Genomic DNA, 25,278 nt, shown 5'->3' with positions numbered 1-25,278 from the left:
CGCGAAATGTCGCATGCAACGCCAATGCAGTTTTCGCGAAGGCGCGGCGTTTCTGGCCCCGCACGACACCTGCGTGACGTACTCCGCGCGCTGAGCGTGTCACACCGCACGGTTCCGCAGACGGTTGGCCCACATGGCGTTTTCGCCTCATGACCGCAGTGCATGCAGCTGGCGAGATGGCATGGCTGGGGCCATCGCCCTGGCCGGGATTGGCGTCCTGAATAAACCCGACAACTTGAAAGCTCCAGATGCGCTTTGGCCATCATGGAAAATGCACCGCATGCCTTCTGCTTCGGCGGGCGGTGCGTGGGGACTCGCAAGAGTCCGCTGGAGTCTTTTTCCTTGCTTTCGAGTTGTTGGGTCTCCGGTACGCCAACCCGCACCGTCCGCCACCTCGCATCTGCGGGTGGCCTTGCCGTCTGCGAGGAGCACTGCCATGTCCACACGCACCACCTATCCGAACCTGCGCCGCCTGGTCGGCGAATCCGCCGACCAGCTGCCGGCCGACATCGCCGAACGCATCGAAGACGTGCTGGCCGAACCCAGCGACCTGCTGCCGGCACTGATGGCGCGCATGGATGGCCGCGACAACGCCGATGGCCAGACCCGGCAGGGCGCCGGTCTCACCCCGACGCAGGCGGTAACCCTGGCCAGCCTCAGCCGCACCCTGGCCGGTCTCAATGCGTTGATCCAGATGCTGCACGCCGCCGAAGCGGCCCGGGTGCAGGGCAGTGCAGGCCAGCAGCTGCCGCCGGACGTAGTGGAAGGCCTGTTGCTGGCCGCCCGCGAACTCGCCCGCTACGCCCGCCAGCAGCTGGAGTAGATCCACGCCATGCGTGGATGCCTGTTCGCGCGGTGCTGGTGAAGTAGATCCACGCCATGCGTGGATGCTTGTTCGGTCGGAGCCGGTAGACCTGCCGGCTTACCCGACAGCCAACCCCAGATATCGAGCGTGCAACCGCTCCACCTGCGCCTGCAGGTCATCCGGATGTCCATCATTGACGACCACGTCATCAGCCAGCGCCAAGCGCTGCGCGCGGGTAGCCTGGGCGGCGATCATCTGGTCGGCCAGCGCGGCGTCGATGCCGTCGCGCTGCATCAGCCGGGCGTGCTGTACGGCCTCGGGCGCGTCCACCAGCAGCACCCGGTCCAGCCACGGGTAGGCCTGGCGGCCGCCCACTTCGGTCAACAGCGGGATCGCCGCCAGTGCATAGGGGCTGGCGGCCTGCTCGCACTGCTGCTGCATCAACCGGCGGATGGCCGGGTGGGTGATCGCTTCCAGCGCCGTCCGCTCGGCCGGGTCTGCAAAGATGTGGGCGCGCAGGCGGGCACGGTCCAGGCTGCCGTCGGCCAGCAGCATGTCCGCGCCGAAGCGCTCTGCAATCAGGGACAGGGCAGGGCTGCCCACCGTCACCACCGCGCGCGCGGCCAGGTCGGCGTCGGCCACAACAATGCCCAGCGCCTCGAAGCGCCGGGTCACCTCACTCTTGCCCGAGGCGATGCCGCCGGTCAGGCCAACCACATACTGGCTCATGGGGACTTCCCTCAGCGCAGCCCGCTCATCACCAGATACTGGTTCAACAGGGGCTCGCCCCACATGAAGAACAGCCAGCCGGCCAGCGCCAGATAAGGGCCGAACGGGATCGGCGTCGCCCGGTCACGGCCACGGCTGTACAGCCAGATCGAGCCGATGATGGCGCCCAGCACCGACGACATCAGGATGATCGGCAGGATGCCCTTCATCCCGCACCAGGCGCCCAGCGCGGCCAGCAGCTTGAAGTCGCCGTGGCCCATGCCTTCCTTGCCGGTCAGCTGCTTGAACAGCCACCACACCGACCACAGCGACAGGTAGCCCAGCAGGGCGCCGAGCAGGGCCGGTTTGGCGGGCATGTACAGGTTGTCGATGCTGCCTATCAACCCCAGCCACATCAGGGGCAGGGTCAATTGATCCGGTAGCAGCTGGGTGCGCAGGTCGATGCCGGACAGGGCGATCAGGAAGCAGGTCAGCACGATCGCGCCGAAGCCCTGCCAGCCGAAGCCGAACTGCCACACGCAGGCCAGCACCATCACCGCGGTCAGCGCTTCCACCAGCGGGTACTGGATGGAGATCGGCGCCTTGCAGTGGCGGCACTTGCCGCCCTGGATGATCCAGCTGAACAGCGGGATGTTCTCGTACCAGGCCAGCTTGTGCTTGCAGTGCGGGCAGTGCGAAGGCTCCACCACGATGCCCGGCGGGGGCGGCTCGTAGAAGTCCGGCTCTTCCAGAACCTCGCGCGCATCGCGCTTCCACTGCCACTCCAGCCGCTTGGGCAGGCGCAGGATGACGACGTTCAGGAAACTGCCCAGAAGCAGCCCCAGGCCGGCCGCGGCGGGATAGCCGAGGCCGGGATGCTGGTCGAGAAATGCCATTGTTACCTTTAGCCGACGACGGCGCCGAGTTTGAAGATGGGCAGGTACATGCCGATGACCATACCGCCTACGACGACGCCGATGAAGACCATGATCATCGGTTCGAGCAGGCTGCTCAGGGCATCCACTGCATTGTTGACTTCCTGCTCATAATACTCGGCAACCTTGAACAACATGGCATCCAGGGCGCCGGCCTCTTCGCCGATGCCGGTCATCTGGATGACCATGTGCGGGAACAGATTCTGCTGCTTCATGGCCATGTTGACCGGGTAGCCGACTGATACGTCGTCGCGCATGCGCAGTACGGCCTCTTCGTAGACCTTGTTGCCGGTGGCGCCGGCGACAATGCCCAGCGCTTCCACCAACGGCACGCCGGCCTTGAAGGTCACCGCTGTGGTCCGGGCAAAACGGGCAATCGCGCTGTTGTTCATGATCTGGCCGATGACCGGGACCTTGAGGATCAGTCGATCCAACGTGTGTTGCATTTTCAGTGAGCGTTTGTAGCTCATGACCAAGGCCACGCACGTACCGACCAGAACGATGGCCATCAGCCACCACCAAGACACCATGAACCTGGACAGGTTGACGATCATCTGGGTGAAGGCCGGCAGTTCCGCACCAAAGCCACTGAAAACTTCCTCGAACTGCGGAACCACGAAGATCAGCATGATGGCGCTGACAAGCAATGCCACCACTACCACCATCGCCGGGTAGAACAGCGCCTTCTTGATCTTTCCCTTGAGGGATTCAATGTTCTCTTTATAGGTGGCAACGGTGTCGAGTACGGTTTCCAGAACACCCGCGCCCTCACCAGCACGAACCAGATTGCGGTAGAGCTCATCGAACTGCACAGGATGCTTGCTGACTGCCTCATACAGCGACGAGCCGCCTTCGATGTCAGTGCGGATGCCATCTACCATCTTCTTCATGCGCGGGTTCTTGTGCCCGCTGCCGATGATCTCCAGTGCGGACACGATCGGCACGCCGGATTTCATCATCGTCGCCATCTGCCGACTGAAGAAGGCGATGTCCTTTGCGCCGACGGCTTTACCGGCTGCGCCGAACAGCGGCTTTGGCTTGGGTTTGACCTGGCCCGGATTAATGCCCTGTCGACGTAGCTCGGCGCGCAACAGGTTGGCGTTCTTTGCCAACTGCTCGCCCTTCATCTTCACGCCACGCTTGTCCGTCCCGACCCAGACAAACGGTTGCAACTCTATCGTGGCGCGGGCCACGGGTTCCTTTTTGATCGCACTGCGACTGACAGACATGTTGGCTCCCCGGCCCGCCATCCCCAGACGGGCATCTGCCGATGGTAGCGGGTTCATCACCGACTTGGCAGAGCCGCAGCCGGCCAGAATGCGAATTCGTGCCGGTTGCCGACCAAAGGTGACGCACTGCGTCACATTGCTGGGTCCGTCGCAGAATGATGACCGGGGGGTTCACATCCCAGAAATTGCTGCCATCATGGGCGCGGGGAAATCCAGGGGGAGGCGTGCCGGGGTTGGCACGCAACCTGCGTTGATCCACCCGCAGGTGCAGGACCCGCTCAACCGGCCGATGGCCGGATCGATCCTGCGCACTGACTCAACCACCACTATCTTGGGGATGTATCACTATGAAGAACCAGAAGGGCTTCACCCTTATCGAACTGATGATCGTTGTTGCGATCATTGCCATCCTGGCCGCCATCGCTCTGCCGGCTTACCAGGACTACACCATCCGCGCTCGCGTGTCCGAAGCTGCTGTCCTGGCTTCGGGTGCAAAGACGACTGTCGCTGAGAACATCGCCAACAATGGCGGCACCATCGCTGCCGGTTCGTGCCTGGGCGTTGACACCACCGCTCCGGCCACCACCAACGTTCAGTCCTTCACCTGCGCTGATGCTTCCGGCGCGATCGGTGTTGTTACCACTGCCAAGGCCGGTTCCGTGACCCTGACCTTCACCCCGACCGCAGGCGCCGGTGTTGCCGGCACCAAGTGGTCCTGCAAGGCAACCGGTGGCAAGGCTGCGTACTACCCGGCCGAATGCCGTACCGCTGCTCCGGCCACGGGTGGCTAATACACGGCTGACTCCGTGTAGCACGTGACGTACAGCGGGGGGGCTAATGCCCCCCCGCTTTGTTTCGGCATTTGACCATTGGGGAATGGGATATGTCTGGACGCCCGGAAAGTGCTGTCAGGGCTCGGGTAGGCTGTTTAGGGGCTGCCGGGGCCTTGCTGGGACTCGGCGTGGCATTTGCGCTGGGTGGTGGGGCGGCGACGCTACTGCTTGCGCTGCTGGTGGGTGCAGCTGTGCCGATGTGGTGGTTGGAGTACAGGCCCGTTCGCAGGGACTACGCAATGCCTTTGGTCTCTGAGGCGCTGCCGGGAATGCTGGTCGTCTGCTCACTTATGATCTGCAGCATCCTCATCCAACTGGCAGTGGGCGGGATGAAGGGGGCAGCTGTTGGTGTGCTGTTGCTGCCTGCATTGCTGGTTGCGGCAGTGGGGCTTCTTCTCGCGCTCCTTCGGCCCGCTTCTATCAGCATGAGCATTCTCCTTGCAGGCAATGCAGTGGGGAAAATGGTTCGCCGGAAGGCCCTCGATCCCGATGAACGCACGGCGTTTCTGGGTTGGGCCGTGAAGGCGGTTTTCCTGCCATTGATGCTGGGCTGGGCCTTGGTTTGGCTTGATGGCTTTGAACGACAGCTTGATGGAACGGACTTCATGTTCTGGTTCTCGGCTCCGTTCCTGTGCATGTATGCAATTGATACCGCGTTCGGAGCGCTAGGCTACATGTCCACCAGTCGAAGCATCGATGCGCATATTCGCTCGGTTGATTCAACGTGGTTGGGATGGCTTTCTGCCCTAGCCTGTTACCCACCGCTGAGCGCTCTTATTTTTGATGTGATCCTAGTCTATCGTCATGCCAGCGATTGGACCGCTTGGCTGCAGGCCGGCAGCATTGCAGCCTATGCTTGGGGTGGTGTAATCCTTGCGCTGACCTGGATCTACACGTGGTCAACCATCGTGTTCGGGCCACGCTTCTCCAATCTGACTCATCGAGGAATCATTACGTCGGGGCCCTACCGATGGAGCAAGCATCCGGCCTATCTAGGGAAGAACCTGTCCTGGTGGCTCATCTCCGTTCCCTTCCTGCCCGTTATGGGTTGGGGGCAGGCGGTGTTGCATTGCATGGCGCTACTCGGGGTCAACGCAATCTATTACCTGAGAGCCCGTACCGAAGAGCGGCATCTGCGCCAGGATCCTGTGTATGTCCAGTACACGGAGTGGATACGTGAAAACGGGGTTGTTGCCAAGCTTCGGCGGTTCCTGACCGCCAGGCTGAGGGTCTTTGCGTGAATGTCGCAAGATCAGCGGCAGTGCTGTTCCTGGTGATGGCGGCTTCATCCTGCTCTTCCGATCGGTCGGAAGTTGGTTGCATGCGGCATGCGCTTGGGCAGGAGGAGCTCCATGATGGGCAGGCTGTATTCGGTGATCGACGAGGCGTGATTGACCGCGCTCACGCGAGTTGGAGTGCGTTCGGGCGAGACGCTGTTTTGCCCATGGCGAGCTTGACCAAGCCATTGATCGCCGAAGAGATCAGGCTCCGCATTGAGCGAGGGCAATTCAGTCTGGATACCCCGTTGGCGGCGCTTGTGAAGGACCGTCGAGTTGATGCTGAAACAGGCGCAGTTACATTGAGGCAATTGATCCAGCATCAGGCAGGTTTTGATCGTGCAGCTAGCGATCCTCTGTTTGCCGGTGGAGAGCCGGATTGCGAATTCGCTGCAGGCGTTGTCCTCGGACGGAATCCCGAATTCCCGCCTGGTGAAAGGATCATCTACAGCAATGCGGGCTACTGCGTCCTTGGTGAGTTGTTGAAATCTGATGCAACCCCGCTTCCTCCCCATGTCGATGCAGCTGTGCGAAGTCCTTTGGGCGCCGCAGGCGGGTGGCGCAGCTCGCTGTCGGATGCCTATGCAGTGTTTCAACAAATGCTTCCTCTTCATTCCATGCCAACCGAGATTTCACTTCCTGATGGGAGTTACTACGCGTATGCCTGGCGGCACTGGTCCAAGCCAGGCTATCCAGAGTGGTCTCACTTCGGACGTCTCCCTGGGGCGCTTGCCATTGCGGCTACCGACGGAAGTGATCGTTTGCTCGTGGCGTACTTCAAGGGTGACCCCAAGGATGTTGATGCGACCGCCGAGTCTGTCATGAAAAAGATGTGGGCCTGCATGCCGATCAGAAATGCTGAACATCACCAGCGGATTTAATCGCTGCAAGTACTGGATTCACATTCGGCAGGGAGCCAAAAATTTTGTTTTTCAAACCGATATAGAACTGTGCCCTAGGGGAGGTGCATCGACATGAACAGGAATCGCGGTTTCACACTGGTTGAACTAATGATCGTTGTCGCAATCATCGCAATCCTTGCTGCGATAGCATTGCCTGCATACCAGACTTACACCATTCGCGCCCGGGTATCGGAGGCATTGGTGCTTGCGTCGTATGCGAAGGTGACGGTTACTGAAAACATAAACAACATCAATGCCTTGGACTCTACGTCTTGTTTGGGTGTGGATGATTTGCCCGCAGCGACGGTTAACGTTCAGACCCTCACCTGCACGGGGAATGGTGTACTTACCATGATGACGACCACCAAGGCTGGAGGCGTGTCACTGACGTTGACTCCGACCTTCAGGCCGAGCGACCTGGTTCGCTGGAAATGTGCGCAGGTTTCCGGTGACTCCAAATACGTGCCAGCGGAATGCCGGTGAGTGTTGACCCCTTGTGCTTTGCAGGCAGGAGTGTGAGCAACGCCTTGGCTGATCTGGATCTTTCGACACGTCGTCAGGTTCGGTAGTCTGGCCTTCAAAGCAGGAGTACTTCAATGAACGCAGCTACCACCGCCAACCTCGTCGGCATCACCGGTCTGGCCCGCCGCCTGGTACAGGACGGCGCCATGGATGAAGTCGCTGCCCGCGACGCCATGGCCAAGGCCACCGCCGCGCGTCAGCCGCTGCCAACATGGTTTGCGCAGAACAAGGTCGTCGGCGCGGCCCAGTTGGCCGCCGCCAACTCACTCGAGTTCGGCATGCCGCTGTTCGATGTGTCCACCTTCGACAGCAGCCAGAACGCGATGAGCCTGGTCAGCGAGGAACTGCTGCGCAAGCACAACGTGCTGCCGCTGTTCAAACGCGGTGGCAAGCTGTTCGTCGGCACCAGCAACCCCACCCACTCGCTGGATGAGATCAAGTTCCACACCAATCTGGTGGTTGAGCCGATTCTGGTGGATGAGGACCAGATCCGTCGCACGCTGGAGCAGTGGCATGCCAGCCACGACACCATGGGCGATGCGCTCGGCGGCGACGACGATGCCATGGCCAACCTCGACATCGCCGGTGGCGACGATGAGATGGCCAGCACCGACAGCGGCATCGACGCCAAGGGCGACGACACCCCGGTGGTCAAGTTCATCAACAAGGTGCTGATCGACGCCATCCGCAAGGGCGCGTCGGACATTCACTTCGAGCCCTACGAAGACGACTATCGCGTGCGCCTGCGCATCGACGGCCTGCTGAAGATGGTCGCGCGCGCGCCGACCAAGCTCAACCAGCGCATCGCTGCGCGCCTGAAGGTGATGGCGCAGCTGGATATCGCGGAAAAGCGCGTGCCGCAGGATGGTCGCATCAAGCTCAACCTGTCCAAGACCCGGCAGATCGACTTCCGTGTCAGCACGTTGCCGACGCTGTTCGGTGAGAAGGTGGTGCTGCGTATCCTCGATGGCAGCGCGGCCAAGCTGGGCATCGACAAGCTGGGTTACGAGCCGGACCAGCAGAAGCTGTTCCTGGAAGCGATCCACAAACCGTATGGCATGGTGCTGGTGACCGGCCCGACCGGTTCGGGCAAGACGGTGTCGCTGTACACCGCGCTGGGCATCCTCAACGACGAAACCCGCAATATTTCTACGGCCGAAGACCCGGTGGAAATCCGTCTGCCCGGCGTCAACCAGGTGCAGCAGAACAACAAGCGCGGCATGACCTTCGCCGCAGCCCTGCGCTCGTTCCTGCGACAGGATCCGGACATCATCATGGTCGGCGAAATCCGCGACCTGGAAACGGCGGAAATTGCGATCAAGGCCGCACAGACCGGTCACATGGTGCTGTCCACGCTGCATACCAACGACGCGCCGCAGACCATCGCGCGCCTGATGAACATGGGCATCGCGCCGTACAACATCACCAGCTCGGTGACGCTGGTGATCGCCCAGCGCTTGGCGCGCCGCCTGTGTTCGAACTGCAAGCGGCCGACAGACCTGCCCGCGCATGCGCTGCTGGCAGAAGGCTTCACCCAGGCGCAGCTGGATGCGGGCATCCAGCTGCACGAAGCGGTCGGCTGCGATGAATGCACCGAGGGCTACAAGGGCCGTACCGGTCTCTACCAGGTGATGCCGATGACCGACGAGATCGCGACCATCGTGCTGGCGGGCGGCAACGCGCTGCAGATTGCCGAGGCTGCGCAGGCGATCGGTGTGAACGACCTGCGGCAGTCGGCGTTGAAGAAGGCGGCTGCAGGTGTGACCAGCCTGGCCGAGATTAACCGCGTCACCAAGGATTGATGCAGTAGATCCACGCCATGCGTGGATGCGCGGCGCCTGAGGTTGCCGGCCAGCGGCCGGCACTACCTATTCCATCCCCAGCTTCTTCAGCTTGTAACGCAGTGCGCGGAAGGTGATGCCCAGCTGCGCGGCGGTACGGGTCTTGTTCCAGCGGTTTTCTTCCAGCGCGCGCTGGATCGCACTGCGCTCAAGCTGCTCGATGTACGAGGGCAGGGCGGCACTGCCCGGGTGCAGGTCGACCACGGCTTCGGCATGGGCAGCACTGCCCGGTGAGCGTGGCGCGTGCTGCGGCAGGCGCAGGTCGTCTGCACCGATACGGTCTTCTTCCGCCAGCGCCAGCGCGCGTTCCAGGATGTTCTCCAGCTCGCGCACATTGCCGGGGAAGCCGTACTGCGCCAGTGCGTCCAGAGCGGAGGGCGCCAGCAGCGGGGTGGCGCGGCCGTGGCTGCGGGCCAGCCGTGCCAGGATCGACGCGGCCAGCGCCGGCAGGTCCTGGCGGCGCTCGCGCAGCGGCGGCACGCGCAGTTCGATTACGTTGATGCGGTAGTACAGGTCGTGGCGGAAACGCCCGTCTTCGACCAGCTCGGCCAGGTCCTTGTGGGTGGCCGAGAGGATGCGCACGTCTACCGGTTCTTCGCTGGGCGCGCCAACCGCACGCACCGATTTTTCCTGGATCGCACGCAGCAGCTTCACCTGCATCTGCAGCGGCAGTTCGGCCACTTCATCCAGGAACAGGGTGCCGCCGTGCGCGGCCTGGAACAGCCCCGGCTTGTCGGCGTGGGCACCGGTGAAGCTGCCCTTGCGGTGGCCGAAGAACTCGCTCTCCATCAGCTCGGTGGGGATGGCGCCACAGTTGACCGGCACGAATGGCCCGGCCGCGCGTGCACCCTGTGCGTGGATGGTGCGTGCGACCAGTTCCTTGCCTACGCCGGATTCGCCCAGGATGTAGACCGGCGCCTGGCTGCGCGCGACCTTGCTGATGGTGGCGCGCAGCACGTCCATGGCCGGCGATTCGCCGAGCAGGCGCGCGGCTTGTTCCGCGGCGGGTCCGGCAACGGGGCGTTCGCTGTTGTTGAGTTCCAGCGCATGCTTGACCAGGCCGCGCAGCACGGTGATGTCCACCGGCTTGCTGACGAAATCGAAGGCGCCGGCTTTCAGTGCTTCCACTGCCAGGTCCATGCTGCCGAAGGCGGTGATCATCGCCACCGGCGTGCGTGGGTAGTGCTGGGCGATCTCACTGACCAGTTCGATGCCGTTGCCGTCGGGCAGGCGCATGTCGGTGATGCACAGGTCGTACGGATTGCTGGCTAGCAGTTCGCGGGCTTCGGCGAGGTTGGCGGCGGTGCTGATGCGCAGGCCCATGCGGCCGAGGGTCAACACCAGCAGTTCGCGGATATCGCGTTCATCGTCGACGACGAGGGCGCTGCGGGTTTCGTTCATGGGAGGGAAAGATAGCCGAGGGGGTGGAAGGCGACAAATGTTTGACGCGTGGGATCAGTGCGGAAGCAGGGTGTGCGGGCCGGGCAGAACCAATCGGAAGCAGGAGCCGCCGGCGGGGACGGGAATGTAATCCAGCCGCGCCTGGTTGGCCCGGCACAGCTCGCGGGCGATATACAGGCCCAGGCCGGTGCCGTGCTCGGAGGTGGTGAAGAAGGGGCGGAACAGCTGCGCGGCGATGGTCTCGGGAATGCCGGGGCCACGGTCCATCACGTCGATCACCGCACTGCGTTCGTGCTGGGCGACGCGCAGCCGCACGCGCGCGGGCTGCTCGCCGATGCGGCCGTACTTCAGTGCGTTGTGCACCAGCACGGTCAGCACCTGGTACAGGTGGCGCGGATCGACCTGGGCCGGCACCGAGGTGTCGTTGATGATCGGTTCGATGCTGTCCGTTTCCAGCGTCTGCCCCTGCTTGTACTCCAGCACGAAGCGGCGCACGAAGGCGGCGAGGTCGACGTTTTCCGGATTGGCGCGTTCGCGCCGGGCCAGGCCCAGCACGCTTTCAACGATGCCGTTGGTGCGTTGGCACTGCTGGTGGATGATCTGCAGCAGGCGGCGGTCGCTCTCGTTGAAGCCGGTGCCTTCCTCGAGCAGCTGCACGGCGTAGTTGATGGCCGCCAGCGGGTTGCGGATCTCGTGGGCGAGGCTGGCCGAGAAGCGCCCCATCGCCGACAGGGTGAGCGATTCGGCGCGACGCGAGACCACGCTGGAGTCATCCAGGAACACCAGCACCAGGTCGCTGCCGGCCAGCAGGCGGGCGAAGCGCGGTTGCACTTCCGGCTGGTCGGGGTTGAGCTGCAGTGGCATTTCATCCTGCGCCCAGCCGTTGCGCCACCGTTGCAGGCGCCTGGCAAGTTCGGGGGCGACGCTGGCCAGGTCGAGGCGACCGGAATCGCTGTTGCCATCGCTGTCGCCGAGCAGGATCGAGGCCGCTTCGTTGGCCAGGGTGATGCGGTTGTCGGCGTCCACCACCACGACGCCGGTACGCATGCGGCGGATGATCAGTTCGTTGATCTGGAACAGGTTGGCCACTTCGTCGCCGCGCTGGTTGGCCAGCTGCTGGTTGCGGCGCGCGCGGTTGCCGACCTGGTAGCTGATGAAGGCCAGCGCCAGGTAACTGGTGGCGAACATCGCCAGTTCGGCCAGGGTGCGGGTGGGATCGCCGCCTTCCAGCACTTTCCACAGGTATTCGGCGGCCGTGGCGACGCTGGCGGCCAGTGCCAGCAGCAGGCCCCAGCTGAGCGGCAGCAGGGTGGCGGCAGCGGCGATGTTGAACAGCAGCGACATCGAGATGCCGGCGCTGGCACCGGGCAGCGCGTGCGCCAGCAGGCTCGCGGCGACGATGTCCAGCAGCACGCCGCCGACCACGATCTGCCGAAGCCAGCGTTCGTTGCGGCCGATCACCAGCCACAACAGGGACAGCAGCAGGTAAGCCGCGCCTACGCTGTTGGCCAAGCGAGGGTGGTGGGCTTCGCCGACCATGGCCGACAGCGGGCTGTACAGCAGGGCGGCGATGACCGAGGCGATCAGCACCCGGTACAGGGCGAAGAAATACAGCTCTCGCCGCGGTATCGATTCGATGCGGTCGATCAATGAAGCACTGGGTGACACGCCGGAACTCCCCTTCTGGCTGCCTGGAACTGGATCATGCCGGCGGTGGGCCGAACCTTCCCGACGTCCCCCGATCGTCGGATCTGCTCGCTGCCCGGTTACCGGCACCGTGGGCTCGAATTTACGGGGTCAGTATAGGGCGCCTGCAGCGGGCTGGACTGCGCAATCGGCCGGGCCCCGCCTTTGGGCGGCGAACCGGGCCGTGCCGCAACTGCCTGAATGACCGTGGAAATCTGGCCGGTTCCGGCCTTTTGTCCATACTTCTTTGCGCCCCGGCGCTGGCTCGGCCACAATAGTGGGCCCGCCGCGGTCCATGCCGGCGCCCCGCCGGGGCCCTGAGGAATTGCGTGCGGTCGTTCCTATTCCCACGGTGACGCATGAATTTCCACGAATACCAGTCAAAACAACTGCTTGCCGAGTACGGCATCCCGGTCCCGGCCGGCAAGGTCGCTGCGACCCCGGACGAAGCTGTTGCCGCTGCCAACTCCCTGGGCCAGGGCCCCTGGATGGTCAAGGCGCAGATCCACGCTGGCGGCCGCGGCAAGGCTGGCGGCGTCAAGTTCTGCAAGACCACCGACGACGTGAAGGCCGCTGCGGCCAAGATGCTCGGCACCAAGATGGCCACCTACCAGACCGCTGGCGTTGAACTGCCGGTCAACCTGGTGCTGGTGACCACCGCTGGCGAGATCGTCAAGGAACTGTACCTGTCGGTGCTGGTTGACCGTGGCACCAAGACCATCACCTACATCGCTTCTTCGGAAGGCGGCGTGGAGATCGAGCAGGTTGCCGCTGAAACCCCGGAGCTGATCCACTCGCTGAACGTCGACTTCGTCGAAGGCGTGCAGGGTTACCACGGTCGTGATTTCGGCTTCAAGCTGGGCCTGACTGCCAAGCAGGCCGGCCAGTTCGCCAACATCATGGTGAACCTGTACCGCCTGTTCAACGAAAAGGACCTGGCGCTGGTTGAAATCAACCCGCTGGCCATCCTGGACGACGGCAACCTGTACGCGCTGGACGGCAAGTTCGACAGCGACGACAACGCCGCGTTCCGCCAGAAGGCCCTGGTCGCCATGCGCGACAAGACCCAGGAAGATCCGACCGAAGTGATCGCTTCGGAGCTGGACATCAACTACGTCACCATGGACGGCAACATCGGCTGCATGGTCAACGGCGCAGGCCTGGCCATGGCCACCATGGACGTCATCAAGCTCAACGGCGGCGAGCCGGCGAACTTCCTGGACGTGGGCGGCGGTGCCAACAAGCAGCGCGTCATCGAAGCGTTCAAGCTGATCCTGTCCTCGGACAAGGTCGAAGGCATCTTCGTCAACATCTTCGGCGGCATCGTCCGCTGCGACATGATTGCCGAAGGCATCATCGCCGCTGTGAAGGAAGTGGGCGTCAAGGTTCCGGTCGTGGTGCGTCTGGAAGGCACCAACGTGGAAGAAGGCAAGCAGCTGCTGCGTGACAGCGGCATGGCCATCATCCCGGCCGACAACATCAACGACGGTGCCAAGAAGGTCGTCGAAGCTGTCAAGAACGCCGCCTGATCCGACACCGAAGGAAATCCAATGTCAGTTTTGATCAATAAGAACACCAAGGTGATCGTGCAGGGCTTCACCGGCCAGCAGGGCACCTTCCACGCCACTCAGATGATCGAGTACGGCACCCAGGTTGTTGGCGGCGTGACCCCGGGCAAGGGTGGCACCACCCATATCGACCTGCCGGTCTTCAACACCGTTGCCGACGCCGTGCAGAGCACCGGCGCCAACGCTTCGGTCATCTACGTGCCGCCGCCGTACGCGGCTGACGCGATCCTGGAAGCCGCTGCTGCCGGCATCAAGGTCATCGTCTGCATCACCGAAGGCATCCCGGTGCTGGACATGCTGCGCGTCAAGAACGTGCTGACCCGTTCGCATCCGGACACCGTGCTGATCGGGCCGAACTGCCCGGGCGTCATCACCCCGGGTGAGTGCAAGATCGGCATCATGCCGGGCCACATCCACAAGCCGGGCAAGATCGGCATCGTGTCGCGTTCGGGCACCCTGACCTATGAAGCGGTCAAGCAGACCACCGAAGTCGGCCTGGGCCAGTCCACCTGCATCGGCATCGGTGGTGACCCGATCAACGGCCTGAACTTCGTCGACTGCCTGAAGCTGTTCAACGATGACCCGCAGACCGAAGGCATCATCATGGTCGGCGAAATCGGCGGCGACGCTGAAGAAGCCGGTGCCGAGTACATCAAGAACCACGTGAAGAAGCCGGTCGTCGGTTTCATCGCCGGTGCTTCGGCTCCGGCCGGCAAGCGCATGGGCCACGCCGGTGCGATCGCATCGGGCGGCAAGGGCACTGCCGAAGGCAAGTTTGCTGCAATGGAAGCTGCTGGCGTCGTCACCGTGCGTTCGCCGGGCGACCTGGGCGCTGCCATCGCCAAGCTGGTGAAATAAGATCGACTGCCTCTGGCAGACGATTCTGTAGAGCCGAGCCAACGCTCGGCTGCCTGAAACAGAAAGGCCGCCTCCGGGCGGCCTTTCTGCGTCTGGTGTCCTGAGCATCGCAGCCAACCCCATCCACGCATGGCGTGGATCTACTGAGCAGGGCCTGTCCATGGAGTGGGAGCGCCCGGCGCGCACATGGCGCGGCGCTACAATGTGCGCATTGCAACCACAGGCTGGACCCTCATGGCTTCGATCCGCATCGCGATGGCGCAGTTCGACTTCCCGGTTGGCGATGTCGCCGGCAACACCGAGCGCATCATTGAGATGATCGGCCAGGCGCGCGACGAGTACGGCGCCGGGCTGGTGATGTTCCCCGAGCTGGCAGTCAGCGGCTATCCGCCGGAGGACCTGCTGCTACGCCCGGGCTTCCTGTATGAGTGCGAGCAGGCGATGACCCGCATTGCCGCTGCCTGCCGTGGCATCACCGCCGTGGTCGGTTGGCCACAGGCGGCCGGTGCGGTGGTCTACAACGCGGCCAGCGTGCTGCGCGATGGCCTGGTGGAGCAGACCTACCGCAAGCGCGAGCTGCCCAATTACGCGGTGTTCGACGAGCGCCGCTACTTCGATGTCGACCCCGACGGTGGCAGCTGCGTGTTCGAGGTTGATGGCATTCCGGTGGGCCTGCTGATCTGCGAAGACCTGTGGTTCGCCGAGCCGCTGGCCGATACGGTGCGTGCCGGTGCGCAGCTGGTGGTGGTGCCCAACGCTTCGCCCTACGAACGCGGCAAGCATGCCCAGCGCGATGCGGTGCTGGCGGCACGTACCCGCGAAAGCGGCGCGGCCATCGCCTACCTCAACGTGGTGGGCGGCCAGGATGCGCTGGTGTTCGATGGTGCATCGGTGGTGGCCGACGGCGATGGCACGGTGCATCCGGCCGCAGCTGCCTTCGTCGACCAATGGCTGGTGGTGGAGTACGATGGCGCTACGCGCCGCTTCATGCCACACGTGTGGATGGACGACGGCGACGAAAGCATGGATGCGCTGGCCTGGCGCGCGGTGACCCGCGGCATCCAGGACTACTGCAGCAAGAATGGTTTCAAGAAGGTGTGGCTGGGTCTGTCCGGCGGCATCGACTCGGCGATCGTGCTGGCGATGGCGGTCGATGCGCTGGGTGCGGAGAACGTCACCGCCGTGCGCCTGCCCTCGCGCTATACCGCAGGCATGTCCAACGACCTGGCCGCCGAGCAGTGCGAAGCGCTGGGCGTGAAGCTGGAAGCCGTTTCCATCGAGCCGGCATTCCAGGGCCTGATGCAGGCGCTGGCGCCGATGTTCGAGGGCACCACGCCGGATGTGACCGAAGAGAACCTGCAGTCGCGCAGCCGTGGCGTGATCCTGATGGCGCTGGCCAACAAGTTCGGTGGCCTGCTGCTGACCACCGGCAACAAGAGCGAATACGCGGTCGGCTACGCCACGATCTATGGCGACATGTGTGGCGGCTACGCGCCGCTGAAGGATCTGTACAAGACCGAGGTGTTCGGCCTGTCCAAGTGGCGCAACACGGTGGGTGGCGCACCGGTGATCCCGCCGGCGGTGATCAGCCGCCCGCCATCGGCCGAACTGCGCGAGAACCAGACCGACCAGGACTCGCTGCCGGCCTACGATGTGCTGGACGGCATCCTGTACCGCTACATCGACCAGGAGCAGTCGCGCACGGAGATCGTCGCCGCTGGCTATGACCCAGCGGTGGTGGATCGTGTGCTGCGGCTGGTGCGCATCAGCGAGTGGAAGCGCCACCAGGCCGCGCCGGGCCCGAAGGTCTCACGCCGCGCGTTCGGGCGTGAGCGCCGGTACCCGATCAGCAACGGCTACAAGAGCTGAGGGCCGGTCGCCGGTCATGGCCCGGCGCTACCAGACGATAGGTAGTGCCGGCCGCTGGCCGGCAACCGCGTGTACCGCCCATCCACGCATGGCGTGGATCTACTGGGCTTCGTTGAGCAGCTGTTCCAGGCCTGCGGTTTCAGCGGCCTCGTTGAAGGAATCGTTGCCCAGCCGCGCGCGAACGAATGCCAGGCCATCGGCCGCTGCGGCGTCAAGCGTGCCCCGATGGTCGACCGGGTATCGGCGGAATGCCACCGGTTCGGCGCGCAGGGCCAGGCCGACGGCATACAGCAGGGTGGTGAGATAGGGCACGTCGCGGTCCTGGCTGCCGTGGCCCAGCATCAGTGGCTGGCTGAAGCCCCGCCGTGGCACGCCCAGGTAGTCATGCAGCAGTGCCCAGATGCCAGGTACCGAGGTCAGCGGCGCGCTGAACATTTCTCCTGTGTTGGCGCCTTCCAGGGTGGCAGCCAATGGGCCGAGGCACTGCTGGCGTGCCAGCGCGACCCGAGCATGGCCTTCATCGCTGAGCACCTGCGCGATGCGCGGTTCCACCTGCAGCAGGCCATCGAGCAGGTAGGCGTGATAGGCGTTGACCGCCCCGGGATTGGCGGCGCGGTTGTCGGGCTTCATGACCAGCGCGGTCAGTTCGACGGCCGTGGGCGTGCCGGTGGTGAAGCTGCCGCGGTACTGCAGCGAGGGGCCATAGGATGGCGCCAGATACCCGGCCGTAAGTGCGGCGGCGCCGCCCTGCGAGTGGCCCACGGAGACCCAGCGCGGCGACAGCGTGGCAGTGCCGAGGAAATGGCGGCCGGCCTTGATGAGATCGATGGCGTTGCGCGCGGAGGTACGCACGTGCAGGTAGGCATGGTCACCCGGACTGCCCAGGCCTTGGTAATCGGCAGCAACGACGGCATAGCCCTGTCCCAGGAACTGGTCGAGGAAGCGGCCATCGCGCTCGGGCTGATAGGGGCCCGATACCGAAGGCGCGCAGTGGTCGGCGATGCCCTGGGTGCCGTGCGCCCAGGACACCACCGGCCAGCCACCTGCCGGCGCAGGCCCGGCGGGCAGGTAGACCAGCCCGGTGGCCTGGGCCAGGCGACCGTGATGATCGGGGGTGCGGTAGGCCAGCTTGTAGGCCTGGGCGGCCTTGGAAGGCACCCAGCTCGCGCGGTAGGGCGAGGCTGAGAGCAGGTCGCCCGGCTGCGCCGCGAGGGCGGCAACGGGGCAGGCGGCCAGAACGAGCAGGGCCGTGACCAGCAGGGTCGGGCGGGGGCGGAACCGCAGGGACGATGAGGACATGTGGCGCTCCATGCAGGCCGGGATGGCCTTTGCGCCGCAGTCTGGAAGCTGTCCTTCGCGCTGACTGGGACGAACGTCGCAGCGATCGCGGATTCGGAGAATTCCTAGCGATGACGCCAGGCAAAAAAAGGCCCCTTGCGGGGCCTCTTTTCTTACTTCTTTTCCAGTCGCGCGTTGCGCTGGCCGGTGGCGGCGGACTTCTCGCCGGCAAACGGGTTCAGCTTGCGGACCATCCACGGGTACTTCGGCCACTTGCCTTCCAGCCACGGGTGGTCCGGCTGGTTCAGCTGCAGGACGCGGCGGGCGTCGTCGGCCAGGGTCTTGTTGCCCAGGTGGGTGTAGGAATCGGCCAGTACCGCCACGGCATCGTTCTGGAACGCGCTCTGCGGGTAGGTTTCCAGCAGGTAGTTGGCGCGGCCGGCGGCCGAGACGTAGGCGCCACGGCGCATGTAGTACAGCGCGTTGTCGAGCTCGTGCTGGGCGAATACGTCACGCAGCACCAGCATGCGCTGGCGCGCGTCGGCGGCATAGCGGCTGTTGGGGTAGCGGTCGACCACGATGTTGAAGTCTGAATACGCCTGGTGCGGCGTGGACAGATCGCGGCGGCTGGCGTCCAGCGACCATACGCGACGCAGGAAAACCGTATTGCGATTGGAGTTGGCCAGGCCGCGCAGGTAGTACAGGTACGCGATGTTGCGGTGGGTCGGGTAGGTACGGATGAAGCGGTCGATGCTGGACACGGCGTCATCGTGCTTGCCGGCCTTGTACTGGGCATAGGCCGATTCGATCATCGCCTGCTCGGTGTACGGGCCGTAGGGATACTGCGCCACCAGACGGCGGAAGCTGGCTTCAGCGCCGCTCCAGTTGCCGCCTTGCATCAGCTTGTGGCTCTTTTCGTAGAGCTGTTCGACCGGGGTGCCTTCATCAGGGCGATCGCCCTTGGTGCCGCGGTTGCAGCCGGTGGCGACGATGACCAGCACCAGCAGAAGGGCGGTGAGGCGGACGGGCGCGGAGAGCAGGACGGAGCGTCGGATCATGGGGTCAATGCGGGACGCGGCTGGAATACGAAGGGTCGATGATAGCCTAGTGTCCTGTCCAGCGACTGAAACCGGCTCGCCGGGACCCCAAAATTTCAAAGATGCCCCCCCTGCCATGTCTGAACAACCCTCCGAATCGGCCCGCCAGGCCATTGTCCCCGACACCTCCGCCGGCCGTCGCTTCGACGCAGTCGTGGCCGAGCTGTTCCCCGAATACTCCCGCTCCCGTCTGACCGAGTGGATCAAGGCCGGCGACGTCCTGCTGGATGGCGCACAGGCGCGCCCGCGCGATGCACTGCGCGGCGGCGAGGTGGTTACCCTGCAGGTGGTGCTGGAAACACAGACCACCGCCGAGCCGGAAGACATCCCGCTGGACGTGCTGTTCGAGGACGAGCACCTGCTGGTGATCAACAAGCCGGTCGGCCTGGTCGTGCACCCCGGTGCCGGCAACCACAGCGGCACCCTGGTCAATGCGCTGCTGTACCGCGACCCGTCGGTGGCGGTGCTGCCGCGCGCGGGCATCGTGCATCGCCTGGACAAGGACACCAGCGGCGTGATGGTCGTGGCCCGCACGCTGGAAGCGCAGACCGCGCTGGTCGAGCAGCTGGCTGCCCGTGACGTGCACCGCCAGTACCTGGCCGTGGTGATGGGCGCGCTGGTGGCCGGTGGTACTGCGGATGCGCCGATTGATCGCCACCCGCGCGACCGCCTGAAGATGGGCGTGCGCGAGGATGGCAAGGAAGCGGTGACCCATTACCGCCTGCGCGAGCGCTTCCGCGCGCATACCGCACTGGAATGCCGCCTGGAAACCGGACGCACCCACCAGATCCGCGTGCACATGGCGCACCTGCGTCATCCGATCGTGGGCGATCAGCTGTACGGCGGCGCGCTGAAGCTGCCCAAGGGTGCCAGCGACGAGCTGGTGGCCGCGCTGCGCGGCTTCAAGCGCCAGGCCCTGCATGCAGAGACCCTGGAATTCGTGCATCCGATCAGCGGTGAGCCGGTGCGCAATACCGCGCCGGCGCCGGCTGACATGCTGCACCTGATGAAGGTGCTGCGCGAAGACAGCGCTGCCTTCGCCGAGCGCGAGCGGAACCGCTGGTAATGACGACCGCGCTCCCGCTGCTGCAGGCTGATTGGCCGACGCCCCCGGGCGTGCATGCGTTGACCACGCGCCGGCATGGCGCGGGCGTCTCGCCGGAGCCGTTCGCCCAGTTCAACCTGGGCAACCGGCACGCGGCCGACGGTGACACGCCGGCCAACGTCGAGCACAACCGGCAGTTGCTGCAGCAGGGGCTGGCGTTGCCGTCGGCGCCGCATTGGCTGCGCCAGGTACACAGCAGCACCGTGCTGCGCTTTGGCGCGCCGCCGGTGGAGGGAGCCAGCGAACCGGTGGCCGATGCCGCGGTGACGTCGGTCCCTGGCGTGGTGCTGGCGATCCTCACCGCGGACTGCCTGCCGGTGGTATTCGCCGCTGTCGATGGCAGCGAGGTGGGCGCTGCCCATGCCGGTTGGCGCGGCCTGGCCGACGGCATGCTGGAGGCCACCGTGGCCGCCATGCAGACGCCGCCAGCACAGTTGCGCGCGTGGCTGGGCCCGGCAGCGGGACCGGCCGATTACGAGATCGGCGAAGAGGTGTACCACGCCTTCGTCGGCCACGACGCGGCCGCTGCTTCGGCCTTCGTGGCGACCCGGCCCGGGCACTGGAAGGTGGATCTGTTCGCGCTGGCGCGACAGCGCCTGCAGGCGGCGGGCATGGAGCTGGGCAACATCCATGGCGGCACGGTCTCGACCATGGCCGATGCAGACCTGTACTCGCATCGCCGCGACCGCCGTACCGGACGGATGGCGACGCTGGTGTGGATGGACTGATGCGGGGCGATCGCGTTGCGGGTGCAGAACCTGGCGGTGTGATCGTGTTCGACGGCGTCTGCGCGTTGTGCAGCCGCTGGGTACGTTTCCTGCTGCGGTTCGACCGGCAGGAGCGCTTTCGCTTCGCGGCAATGCAGGGCGCGCAGGGCAGCGCGCTGTTGCGGGCGCACGGCCTGGACGCGCACGACCCGACGTCGTTCCTGCTGCTGGACGGGCAGGGCGCGTGGACCGATACCGATGCGATCCTGCGCGTTCTGGACGCACTGGGCGGTGCTTGGCGCCTGGCGGGCGTGCTGCGCGTGCTGCCACGGCGCTGGCGCGATGGTGCGTACCGTGTGCTGGCACGCAACCGCTATCGCTGGTTCGGGCGGCATGACGCCTGCTTCCTGCCGACGCCGGCACAGGCCGCGCGCTTCCTCGATTGATCGCCTGTTGTTGTAGAGCCGAGCCATGCTCGGCTGGCTTTTCCGCAGAGTTGAGCGGAGCAATCGAGCATGGCTTGACTCTACAAAAGCCAGCCGAGCATGGCTCGGCTCTACAGGAGCTCTTGCCTCAGCCCTCCAGCGCCTCGAGGTAGCTGCGGCGCCAATGGTTGATGTCGTACGTGCGCAGGTGTTCCATCATCGCGTGCCAGCGTTCCTGGCGCTTGCGCAGTGACATCGTCGCGGCGGTGGCGATGGCATCGGCCACGCCGTCCAGGTCGTGCGGGTTGACCAGCAGCGCCTGCTTCAGTTCATCGGCGGCGCCGGCAAGCAGGGACAGCACCAGCACGCCGGGATCTTCCGGGTCCTGCGAGGCCACGTATTCCTTGGCGACCAGGTTCATGCCGTCGCGCAACGGGGTGACCAGGCCGACAGCGGCGGCGCGGTAGAAACCGGTCAGGGTGGCGTGGGTGAAGTTCTGGTTGACGTAGCGCAGCGGGGTCCAGTCGGGCTCGGCGTGGCCACCGTTGATGTGGCCGGCGATCTGCTCCAGCTGGCTGCGCAGCTGCCGGTACTCGGTGACATCGCCGCGCGAGACCGGGGCGATCTGCAGGTAGGTGAGCGAGCCGCGCTGGTCGGGATGGCGCTGCAGGTAGCGTTCGAAGCCGAGGAAACGCTCGGGCAGCCCCTTGGAGTAGTCAAGGCGGTCCACGCCGATGGCGAGCTGGCGGTCGCGCAGGCTGCTGCGCAGGTTCTTCACTGCCGCCTTGCTGGCGGCGGTGCTGGCCTGGCGGGCGATCAGTTCGGTGTCGATGCCGATCGGGAACGCCGCGGCGCGGAAGTGGCGTCCACCGGGCGCTTCGAGGTTGCCGTTGTCGAGCACACGACCGCCGCCGAACAGGCGCAGGTAGGTCTGGAAGCGATCGGCATCGCGCTGGGTCTGGAAGCCGACCAGGTCGTAGGCATACAGCGCTGAGAACAGCCGCAGATGGTCGGGCATGGCCTGCAGCAGGTCGGCCGAGGGCATCGGGATGTGCAGGAAGAACCCGATGCGGCAGCCGATGCCGCGCTCGCGCAGCATCGCGCCGAGCGGAATCAGGTGGTAATCGTGGATCCAGACGATGTCGTCTTCGCGCAGCAGCGGCGCCAGCTTGTCGGCGAACAGTGCGTTGACCCGGTGATAGGTCTCGCGGGTGCCGCGGTCGTAGTCGACCAGGTCCAGGCGGAAATGCAGCAGGGGCCACAGGGTGCGGTTGGCGAAGCCGTTGTAGTAGCCATCCACATCGCGCTTGGCCAGGTCCATGGTGACGTACTGGATGTCACCATCGCGCTGTTCGTGCAGTGCGCCACTGGCCTCGCGCACGCTCTTGCCACTCCAGCCGAACCACAGCCCACCGCGCTCCTTCAGTGCCGCCAGCAGACCCACGGCGAGGCCGCCGGCGCGGTTCTCGCCGGGGACGGCCACGCGGTTGGAAACAATGACAAGACGGCTCATGAGGCCTCCTGCCAGGAACGCGACAGGCGCATCGCCGCGGTGATCAGGCCGACATGCGAGTAGGTCTGCGGGAAGTTGCCCCAGGCTTCACCACCGTCGAAGGCAAGGTCCTCCGACAGCAGGCCCAGATGATTGCGTTGCTGCAGCAGCGCTTCGAACATCTCACGCGCTTCATCCATGCGGCCGATCGCAGCGAGCGCATCGATGTACCAGAACGTGCAGATGGTGAAGCTGGTTTCCGGCTCGCCGAAATCATCCGGTGCGATGTAGCGGTACAGCGCGTTGCCATGCTTGAGATCACGGCCGATGGCCTCGACGGTGGCGACGAAGCGTGCGTCGTTGGCGTCGATGAAGCCGATATCGGCCAGCAGCAGCAACGAGGCATCCAGTCGATGGCCATCGAAGGTATCGGTGAAGTGGCCGAGCTCCTCGCTCCAGGATTTTTCCATGATGCGTGCGTGGATGGTGTCGGCACGTTCGCGCCAGTACTGCGCGCGGTCATCACGCTTCAGGCGCACGGCGATCTTGCACAGGCGATCGCACGCCGCCCAGCACATCGCACTGGTGTAGGTGTGCACTTCGGTGCGGCCGCGGAATTCCCACAGGCCGGCGTCGGGCACGTCGTGCAGGGCGAAGGCCTGTTCGCCCAGCGGTTCCAGCCGTGCGAAGGTATGGCTGTCACCCGGATCCTGCAGGCGGCGGTCGAAGAACAGCTGGGTGGAGGCCAGCACCACGCTGCCGTAGACATCGTGCTGGCGCTGCACCCAGGCCAGGTTGCCGCGCCGCACCGGGCCCATGCCGCGGTAGCCGGACAGGCTGGGTACTTCATCCTCGTCCAGCTTGGCTTCGAAGCCGATGCCGTACAGCGGCTGCAGGGTGCCGTCGGTGGTGGCGAGGTTGAAGATGTAGCCGAGGAACTGCTCCATCGTGCGGGTGGCGCCCAGGCGGTTCAACGCGCGCACCACGAAGGCGGCATCGCGCAGCCAGCAGTAGCGGTAGTCCCAGTTGCGCACGCTGCCGGGTGCCTCCGGAATCGAGGTGGTCATCGCCGCGATGATCGCGCCGCTGTCCTCGTACTGGCAGAGCTTGAGGGTGATCGCACTGCGGATCACCGCGTCCTGCCATTCCAGCGGAATGGACAAGTAGCGCACCCATTCGCGCCAGTAGTCGCGGGTGCGCTGGAAGGCTTCCTGCACGTAGCCGCTGATGGAACGGTTGAGCGATTCATCCACGCCCAGGATCAGGTGGATGGGATGGTTGAGCACGAACGGCATGCCATCACGCACGAAGCGCACAGGTACGTCGGTGGTCAGGCGCAGCACATGCTCGGGCAGGATCCAGCGCACGTGGTTGCTGCCCCAGGTGGACTCGGGCACGCGCGCGCCCCAGTCGGCCAGTGGGCGCGCACGGATGACAATGCGCGGGCTGCCGGACAACGGACGCACCTGGCGGATCAGGCTGACCGGCCGGTAGAAACGATCGTTCTGGCGCCAGCGCGGGGCGAAATCGAGGATTTCCAGCGCGCCGCCATGCGCATCGCGCAGCACGGTGCGCAGGATCGCGGTGTTGGTGAGGTATTCCTGTTCGCTGTCGGCGAAGTCCTCCAGCTCGATGGCGAAGTCGCCGCCGGTCTGCTGGTTGGGGCTGAGCAGGGCACAGAAGGTCGGGTCGCCGTCGAAGGTCGGCAGGCAACTCCAGACAACACGGGCGTGTTTGTCGACCAGGGCGCCGAAGCTGCCGTTGCCGACCACGCCCAGATCAAGATCGGGTTGGGTCATCACGCGGTACATCTCGGTTGCGGCCGTGGGGGCCGGGGTCAATACGCATTCTCACGCAGCCAGGCGTGCACGCTGCGTATGTCGGGCAGCGCGAACACCGCCGCGCTGGGTTCACGTTCACCGATCAACACGCTCCAGCCGTGCAGGCCGTTGGCCGCATCGAAGCCGAATTCATCGGTCAGGTCATCGCCGAGGAACACGGGCAGACGCCCACGGAACGGCAGGTACTGCATCAGCCGACGTACGGCCCGGCCCTTGTTGGTAGCCACCGGAACGAATTCAACGACATGGTCGCCGGGTTGCAAGCGGTAGCTGGCACGGCCGCGGATGTGGCGGTCGGCGAAGGCACGCACGTCGTTGGCGGCATGCGGCGCGCCACGCCAGTGAAGGGCCAGGCCTACGCCCTTGTTCTCGACCAGTACGCCGGGGTGGCCATGGGCGAAACGCATGGCTTGTTGATGAAGGGCATGCAGCCAGTCGGCGGTGTCGTCGCCATGCTCATCGCGTATGACATGCCCATCCTGTGCACGCAGCTCGTGGCCATGCAGGCCCGCGGCGGGAAGCTTGAGTGGCGCGAACAACTGGTCCAGCTGTTCAAGCGGGCGACCACTGACCAGTGCCACGGCACCTTCCAGTCGATCGCTGATGCGGCCGATGGCTTCACGCACATCGGGGAGAAGCTGCACGGCGTCGGGGCGTGCAGCGAATTCGATCAGGGTGCCATCCACATCGAGGAACAACGCGCAGGCGTCGTCCAGCAATGGAGGTGGCGGACGCAGGGGGAGCGGTTCAGCCATGGCGACCACCATGCCAGCGCCAGCGTGTACGTGGGGTCGAGGTCCGGCTACGGCTGAGGGTCGTGCCGGCTGTGCGGACCAACGGTCCGCACCCACCCGCAGCGATCAATGGCGTCCCGGTGGGTGCCGACCGTTGGTCGGCAC

General features: G+C 64.9%; 22 protein-coding genes. 12 read left to right on the top strand and 10 right to left on the bottom strand.

The annotated features are described in order from the left end of the window. Positions 1-436 precede the first annotated feature (436 nt). On the top strand, positions 437-823 hold the full coding sequence (locus QP457_RS17185) for a hypothetical protein (protein WP_100553386.1): 387 nt from the start codon (positions 437-439) through the stop codon (positions 821-823). A gap of 99 nt (positions 824-922) precedes the next feature. On the opposite strand, the gene coaE is transcribed toward QP457_RS17185, so the two are convergent. Genes coaE through QP457_RS17170 form a run of 3 tightly spaced genes read right to left on the bottom strand, consistent with a single transcriptional unit; the run spans position 923 to position 3,677 of the window. After that, positions 923-1,534, bottom strand: a complete 612-nt coding sequence (coaE, locus tag QP457_RS17180; RefSeq protein WP_180165743.1) for a dephospho-CoA kinase — start codon at positions 1,532-1,534, stop codon at positions 923-925. An 11-nt stretch (positions 1,535-1,545) separates the two neighbouring features. Further along, positions 1,546-2,409, bottom strand: a complete 864-nt coding sequence (locus QP457_RS17175) for an A24 family peptidase (RefSeq protein ID WP_089236602.1) — start codon at positions 2,407-2,409, stop codon at positions 1,546-1,548. 8 nt (positions 2,410-2,417) lie between these two features. Next, entirely contained in the window at positions 2,418-3,677 is a 1,260-nt protein-coding gene (locus tag QP457_RS17170) for a type II secretion system F family protein (RefSeq protein ID WP_205406026.1), read from the bottom strand. 347 nt (positions 3,678-4,024) lie between these two features. On the opposite strand from QP457_RS17170, the gene QP457_RS17165 reads away from it, so the two are divergent. The 5 genes from QP457_RS17165 to pilB all read left to right on the top strand — a co-directional run bounded on the left by QP457_RS17165 (position 4,025) and on the right by pilB (position 9,013). Next, positions 4,025-4,468 (top strand): pilin, encoded by a 444-nt coding sequence (locus QP457_RS17165; RefSeq protein ID WP_100553383.1) that lies wholly within the window; start codon positions 4,025-4,027, stop codon positions 4,466-4,468. Between the two features lie 170 nt (positions 4,469-4,638). Continuing rightward, the gene (locus tag QP457_RS17160) at positions 4,639-5,751 is read left to right on the top strand and encodes an isoprenylcysteine carboxylmethyltransferase family protein (RefSeq protein WP_205406022.1); all 1,113 of its coding nucleotides are present in this window, start codon (positions 4,639-4,641) and stop codon (positions 5,749-5,751) included. Positions 5,752-5,771: 20 nt separating this feature from the next. Then, positions 5,772-6,668: a serine hydrolase domain-containing protein gene (locus tag QP457_RS17155; RefSeq protein ID WP_205406021.1), complete on the top strand. Its 897-nt coding sequence runs from the start codon at positions 5,772-5,774 to the stop codon at positions 6,666-6,668. Between the two features lie 93 nt (positions 6,669-6,761). Beyond that, entirely contained in the window at positions 6,762-7,172 is a 411-nt protein-coding gene (locus tag QP457_RS17150) for a pilin (protein WP_100553380.1), read from the top strand. Between the two features lie 113 nt (positions 7,173-7,285). Continuing rightward, a complete protein-coding gene (gene pilB / locus QP457_RS17145) occupies positions 7,286-9,013 on the top strand; it encodes a type IV-A pilus assembly ATPase PilB (protein ID WP_205406020.1) in 1,728 nt (575 codons plus the stop codon). Positions 9,014-9,079: 66 nt separating this feature from the next. Here pilB and QP457_RS17140 read toward each other — a convergent pair whose 3' ends face one another. Next, positions 9,080-10,453: a sigma-54 dependent transcriptional regulator gene (locus tag QP457_RS17140; RefSeq protein ID WP_100553378.1), complete on the bottom strand. Its 1,374-nt coding sequence runs from the start codon at positions 10,451-10,453 to the stop codon at positions 9,080-9,082. A gap of 54 nt (positions 10,454-10,507) precedes the next feature. Beyond that, on the bottom strand, positions 10,508-12,121 hold the full coding sequence (locus tag QP457_RS17135; protein ID WP_100553377.1) for an ATP-binding protein: 1,614 nt from the start codon (positions 12,119-12,121) through the stop codon (positions 10,508-10,510). A 377-nt stretch (positions 12,122-12,498) separates the two neighbouring features. On the opposite strand from QP457_RS17135, the gene sucC reads away from it, so the two are divergent. From sucC to QP457_RS17120, 3 genes are all read left to right on the top strand, one after another. Next, a complete protein-coding gene (sucC, locus tag QP457_RS17130) occupies positions 12,499-13,668 on the top strand; it encodes an ADP-forming succinate--CoA ligase subunit beta (RefSeq protein WP_025874298.1) in 1,170 nt (389 codons plus the stop codon). Positions 13,669-13,689: 21 nt separating this feature from the next. Then, positions 13,690-14,565, top strand: a complete 876-nt coding sequence (gene sucD, locus QP457_RS17125) for a succinate--CoA ligase subunit alpha (RefSeq protein ID WP_205406019.1) — start codon at positions 13,690-13,692, stop codon at positions 14,563-14,565. Positions 14,566-14,799: 234 nt separating this feature from the next. Then, positions 14,800-16,434: an NAD+ synthase gene (locus QP457_RS17120; protein WP_205406018.1), complete on the top strand. Its 1,635-nt coding sequence runs from the start codon at positions 14,800-14,802 to the stop codon at positions 16,432-16,434. A gap of 99 nt (positions 16,435-16,533) precedes the next feature. On the opposite strand, the gene QP457_RS17115 is transcribed toward QP457_RS17120, so the two are convergent. Both QP457_RS17115 and QP457_RS17110 read right to left on the bottom strand, forming a co-directional pair. After that, on the bottom strand, positions 16,534-17,733 hold the full coding sequence (locus QP457_RS17115; RefSeq protein WP_205406017.1) for a lipase family protein: 1,200 nt from the start codon (positions 17,731-17,733) through the stop codon (positions 16,534-16,536). Between the two features lie 152 nt (positions 17,734-17,885). Next, entirely contained in the window at positions 17,886-18,770 is an 885-nt protein-coding gene (locus tag QP457_RS17110; protein WP_180165725.1) for an outer membrane protein assembly factor BamD, read from the bottom strand. 115 nt (positions 18,771-18,885) lie between these two features. Here QP457_RS17110 and rluD point away from each other — a divergent pair, with 115 nt between their 5' ends. The 3 genes from rluD to QP457_RS17095 are packed head-to-tail and all read left to right on the top strand — an operon-like array spanning position 18,886 to position 21,067. Then, on the top strand, positions 18,886-19,875 hold the full coding sequence (rluD, locus tag QP457_RS17105) for a 23S rRNA pseudouridine(1911/1915/1917) synthase RluD (RefSeq protein WP_099820878.1): 990 nt from the start codon (positions 18,886-18,888) through the stop codon (positions 19,873-19,875). Further along, positions 19,875-20,642, top strand: a complete 768-nt coding sequence (gene pgeF, locus QP457_RS17100; protein ID WP_205406016.1) for a peptidoglycan editing factor PgeF — start codon at positions 19,875-19,877, stop codon at positions 20,640-20,642. The genes rluD and pgeF overlap by 1 nt, the downstream gene beginning before the upstream one ends. Next, complete coding sequence (locus tag QP457_RS17095) at positions 20,642-21,067, top strand: thiol-disulfide oxidoreductase DCC family protein (RefSeq protein WP_100553372.1); 426 nt, start codon at positions 20,642-20,644, stop codon at positions 21,065-21,067. Before pgeF ends, QP457_RS17095 begins: the two co-directional genes overlap by 1 nt. 127 nt (positions 21,068-21,194) lie before the next feature. Here the strand turns inward: QP457_RS17095 and otsA are convergent, their stop codons facing one another. The 3 genes from otsA to otsB are packed head-to-tail and all read right to left on the bottom strand — an operon-like array spanning position 21,195 to position 25,134. Further along, positions 21,195-22,559 carry an alpha,alpha-trehalose-phosphate synthase (UDP-forming) gene (gene otsA / locus QP457_RS17090; RefSeq protein WP_180165720.1) on the bottom strand — a complete coding sequence of 455 codons (1,365 nt, stop codon included), beginning with the start codon at positions 22,557-22,559 and terminating at the stop codon, positions 21,195-21,197. Beyond that, on the bottom strand, positions 22,556-24,337 hold the full coding sequence (locus QP457_RS17085) for a glycoside hydrolase family 15 protein (RefSeq protein ID WP_180165718.1): 1,782 nt from the start codon (positions 24,335-24,337) through the stop codon (positions 22,556-22,558). The genes otsA and QP457_RS17085 overlap by 4 nt, the downstream gene beginning before the upstream one ends. 38 nt (positions 24,338-24,375) lie before the next feature. Further along, positions 24,376-25,134: a trehalose-phosphatase gene (otsB, locus tag QP457_RS17080; protein ID WP_099820904.1), complete on the bottom strand. Its 759-nt coding sequence runs from the start codon at positions 25,132-25,134 to the stop codon at positions 24,376-24,378. Positions 25,135-25,278: the final 144 nt, after the last annotated feature.

Source organism: Stenotrophomonas sp. As-7, assembly GCF_030291015.1.
GTDB lineage: Bacteria > Pseudomonadota > Gammaproteobacteria > Xanthomonadales > Xanthomonadaceae > Stenotrophomonas > Stenotrophomonas lactitubi.
Note: the sequence above shows the minus strand (reverse complement) of the source record. Positions and strands in the feature narration are given on the sequence as shown.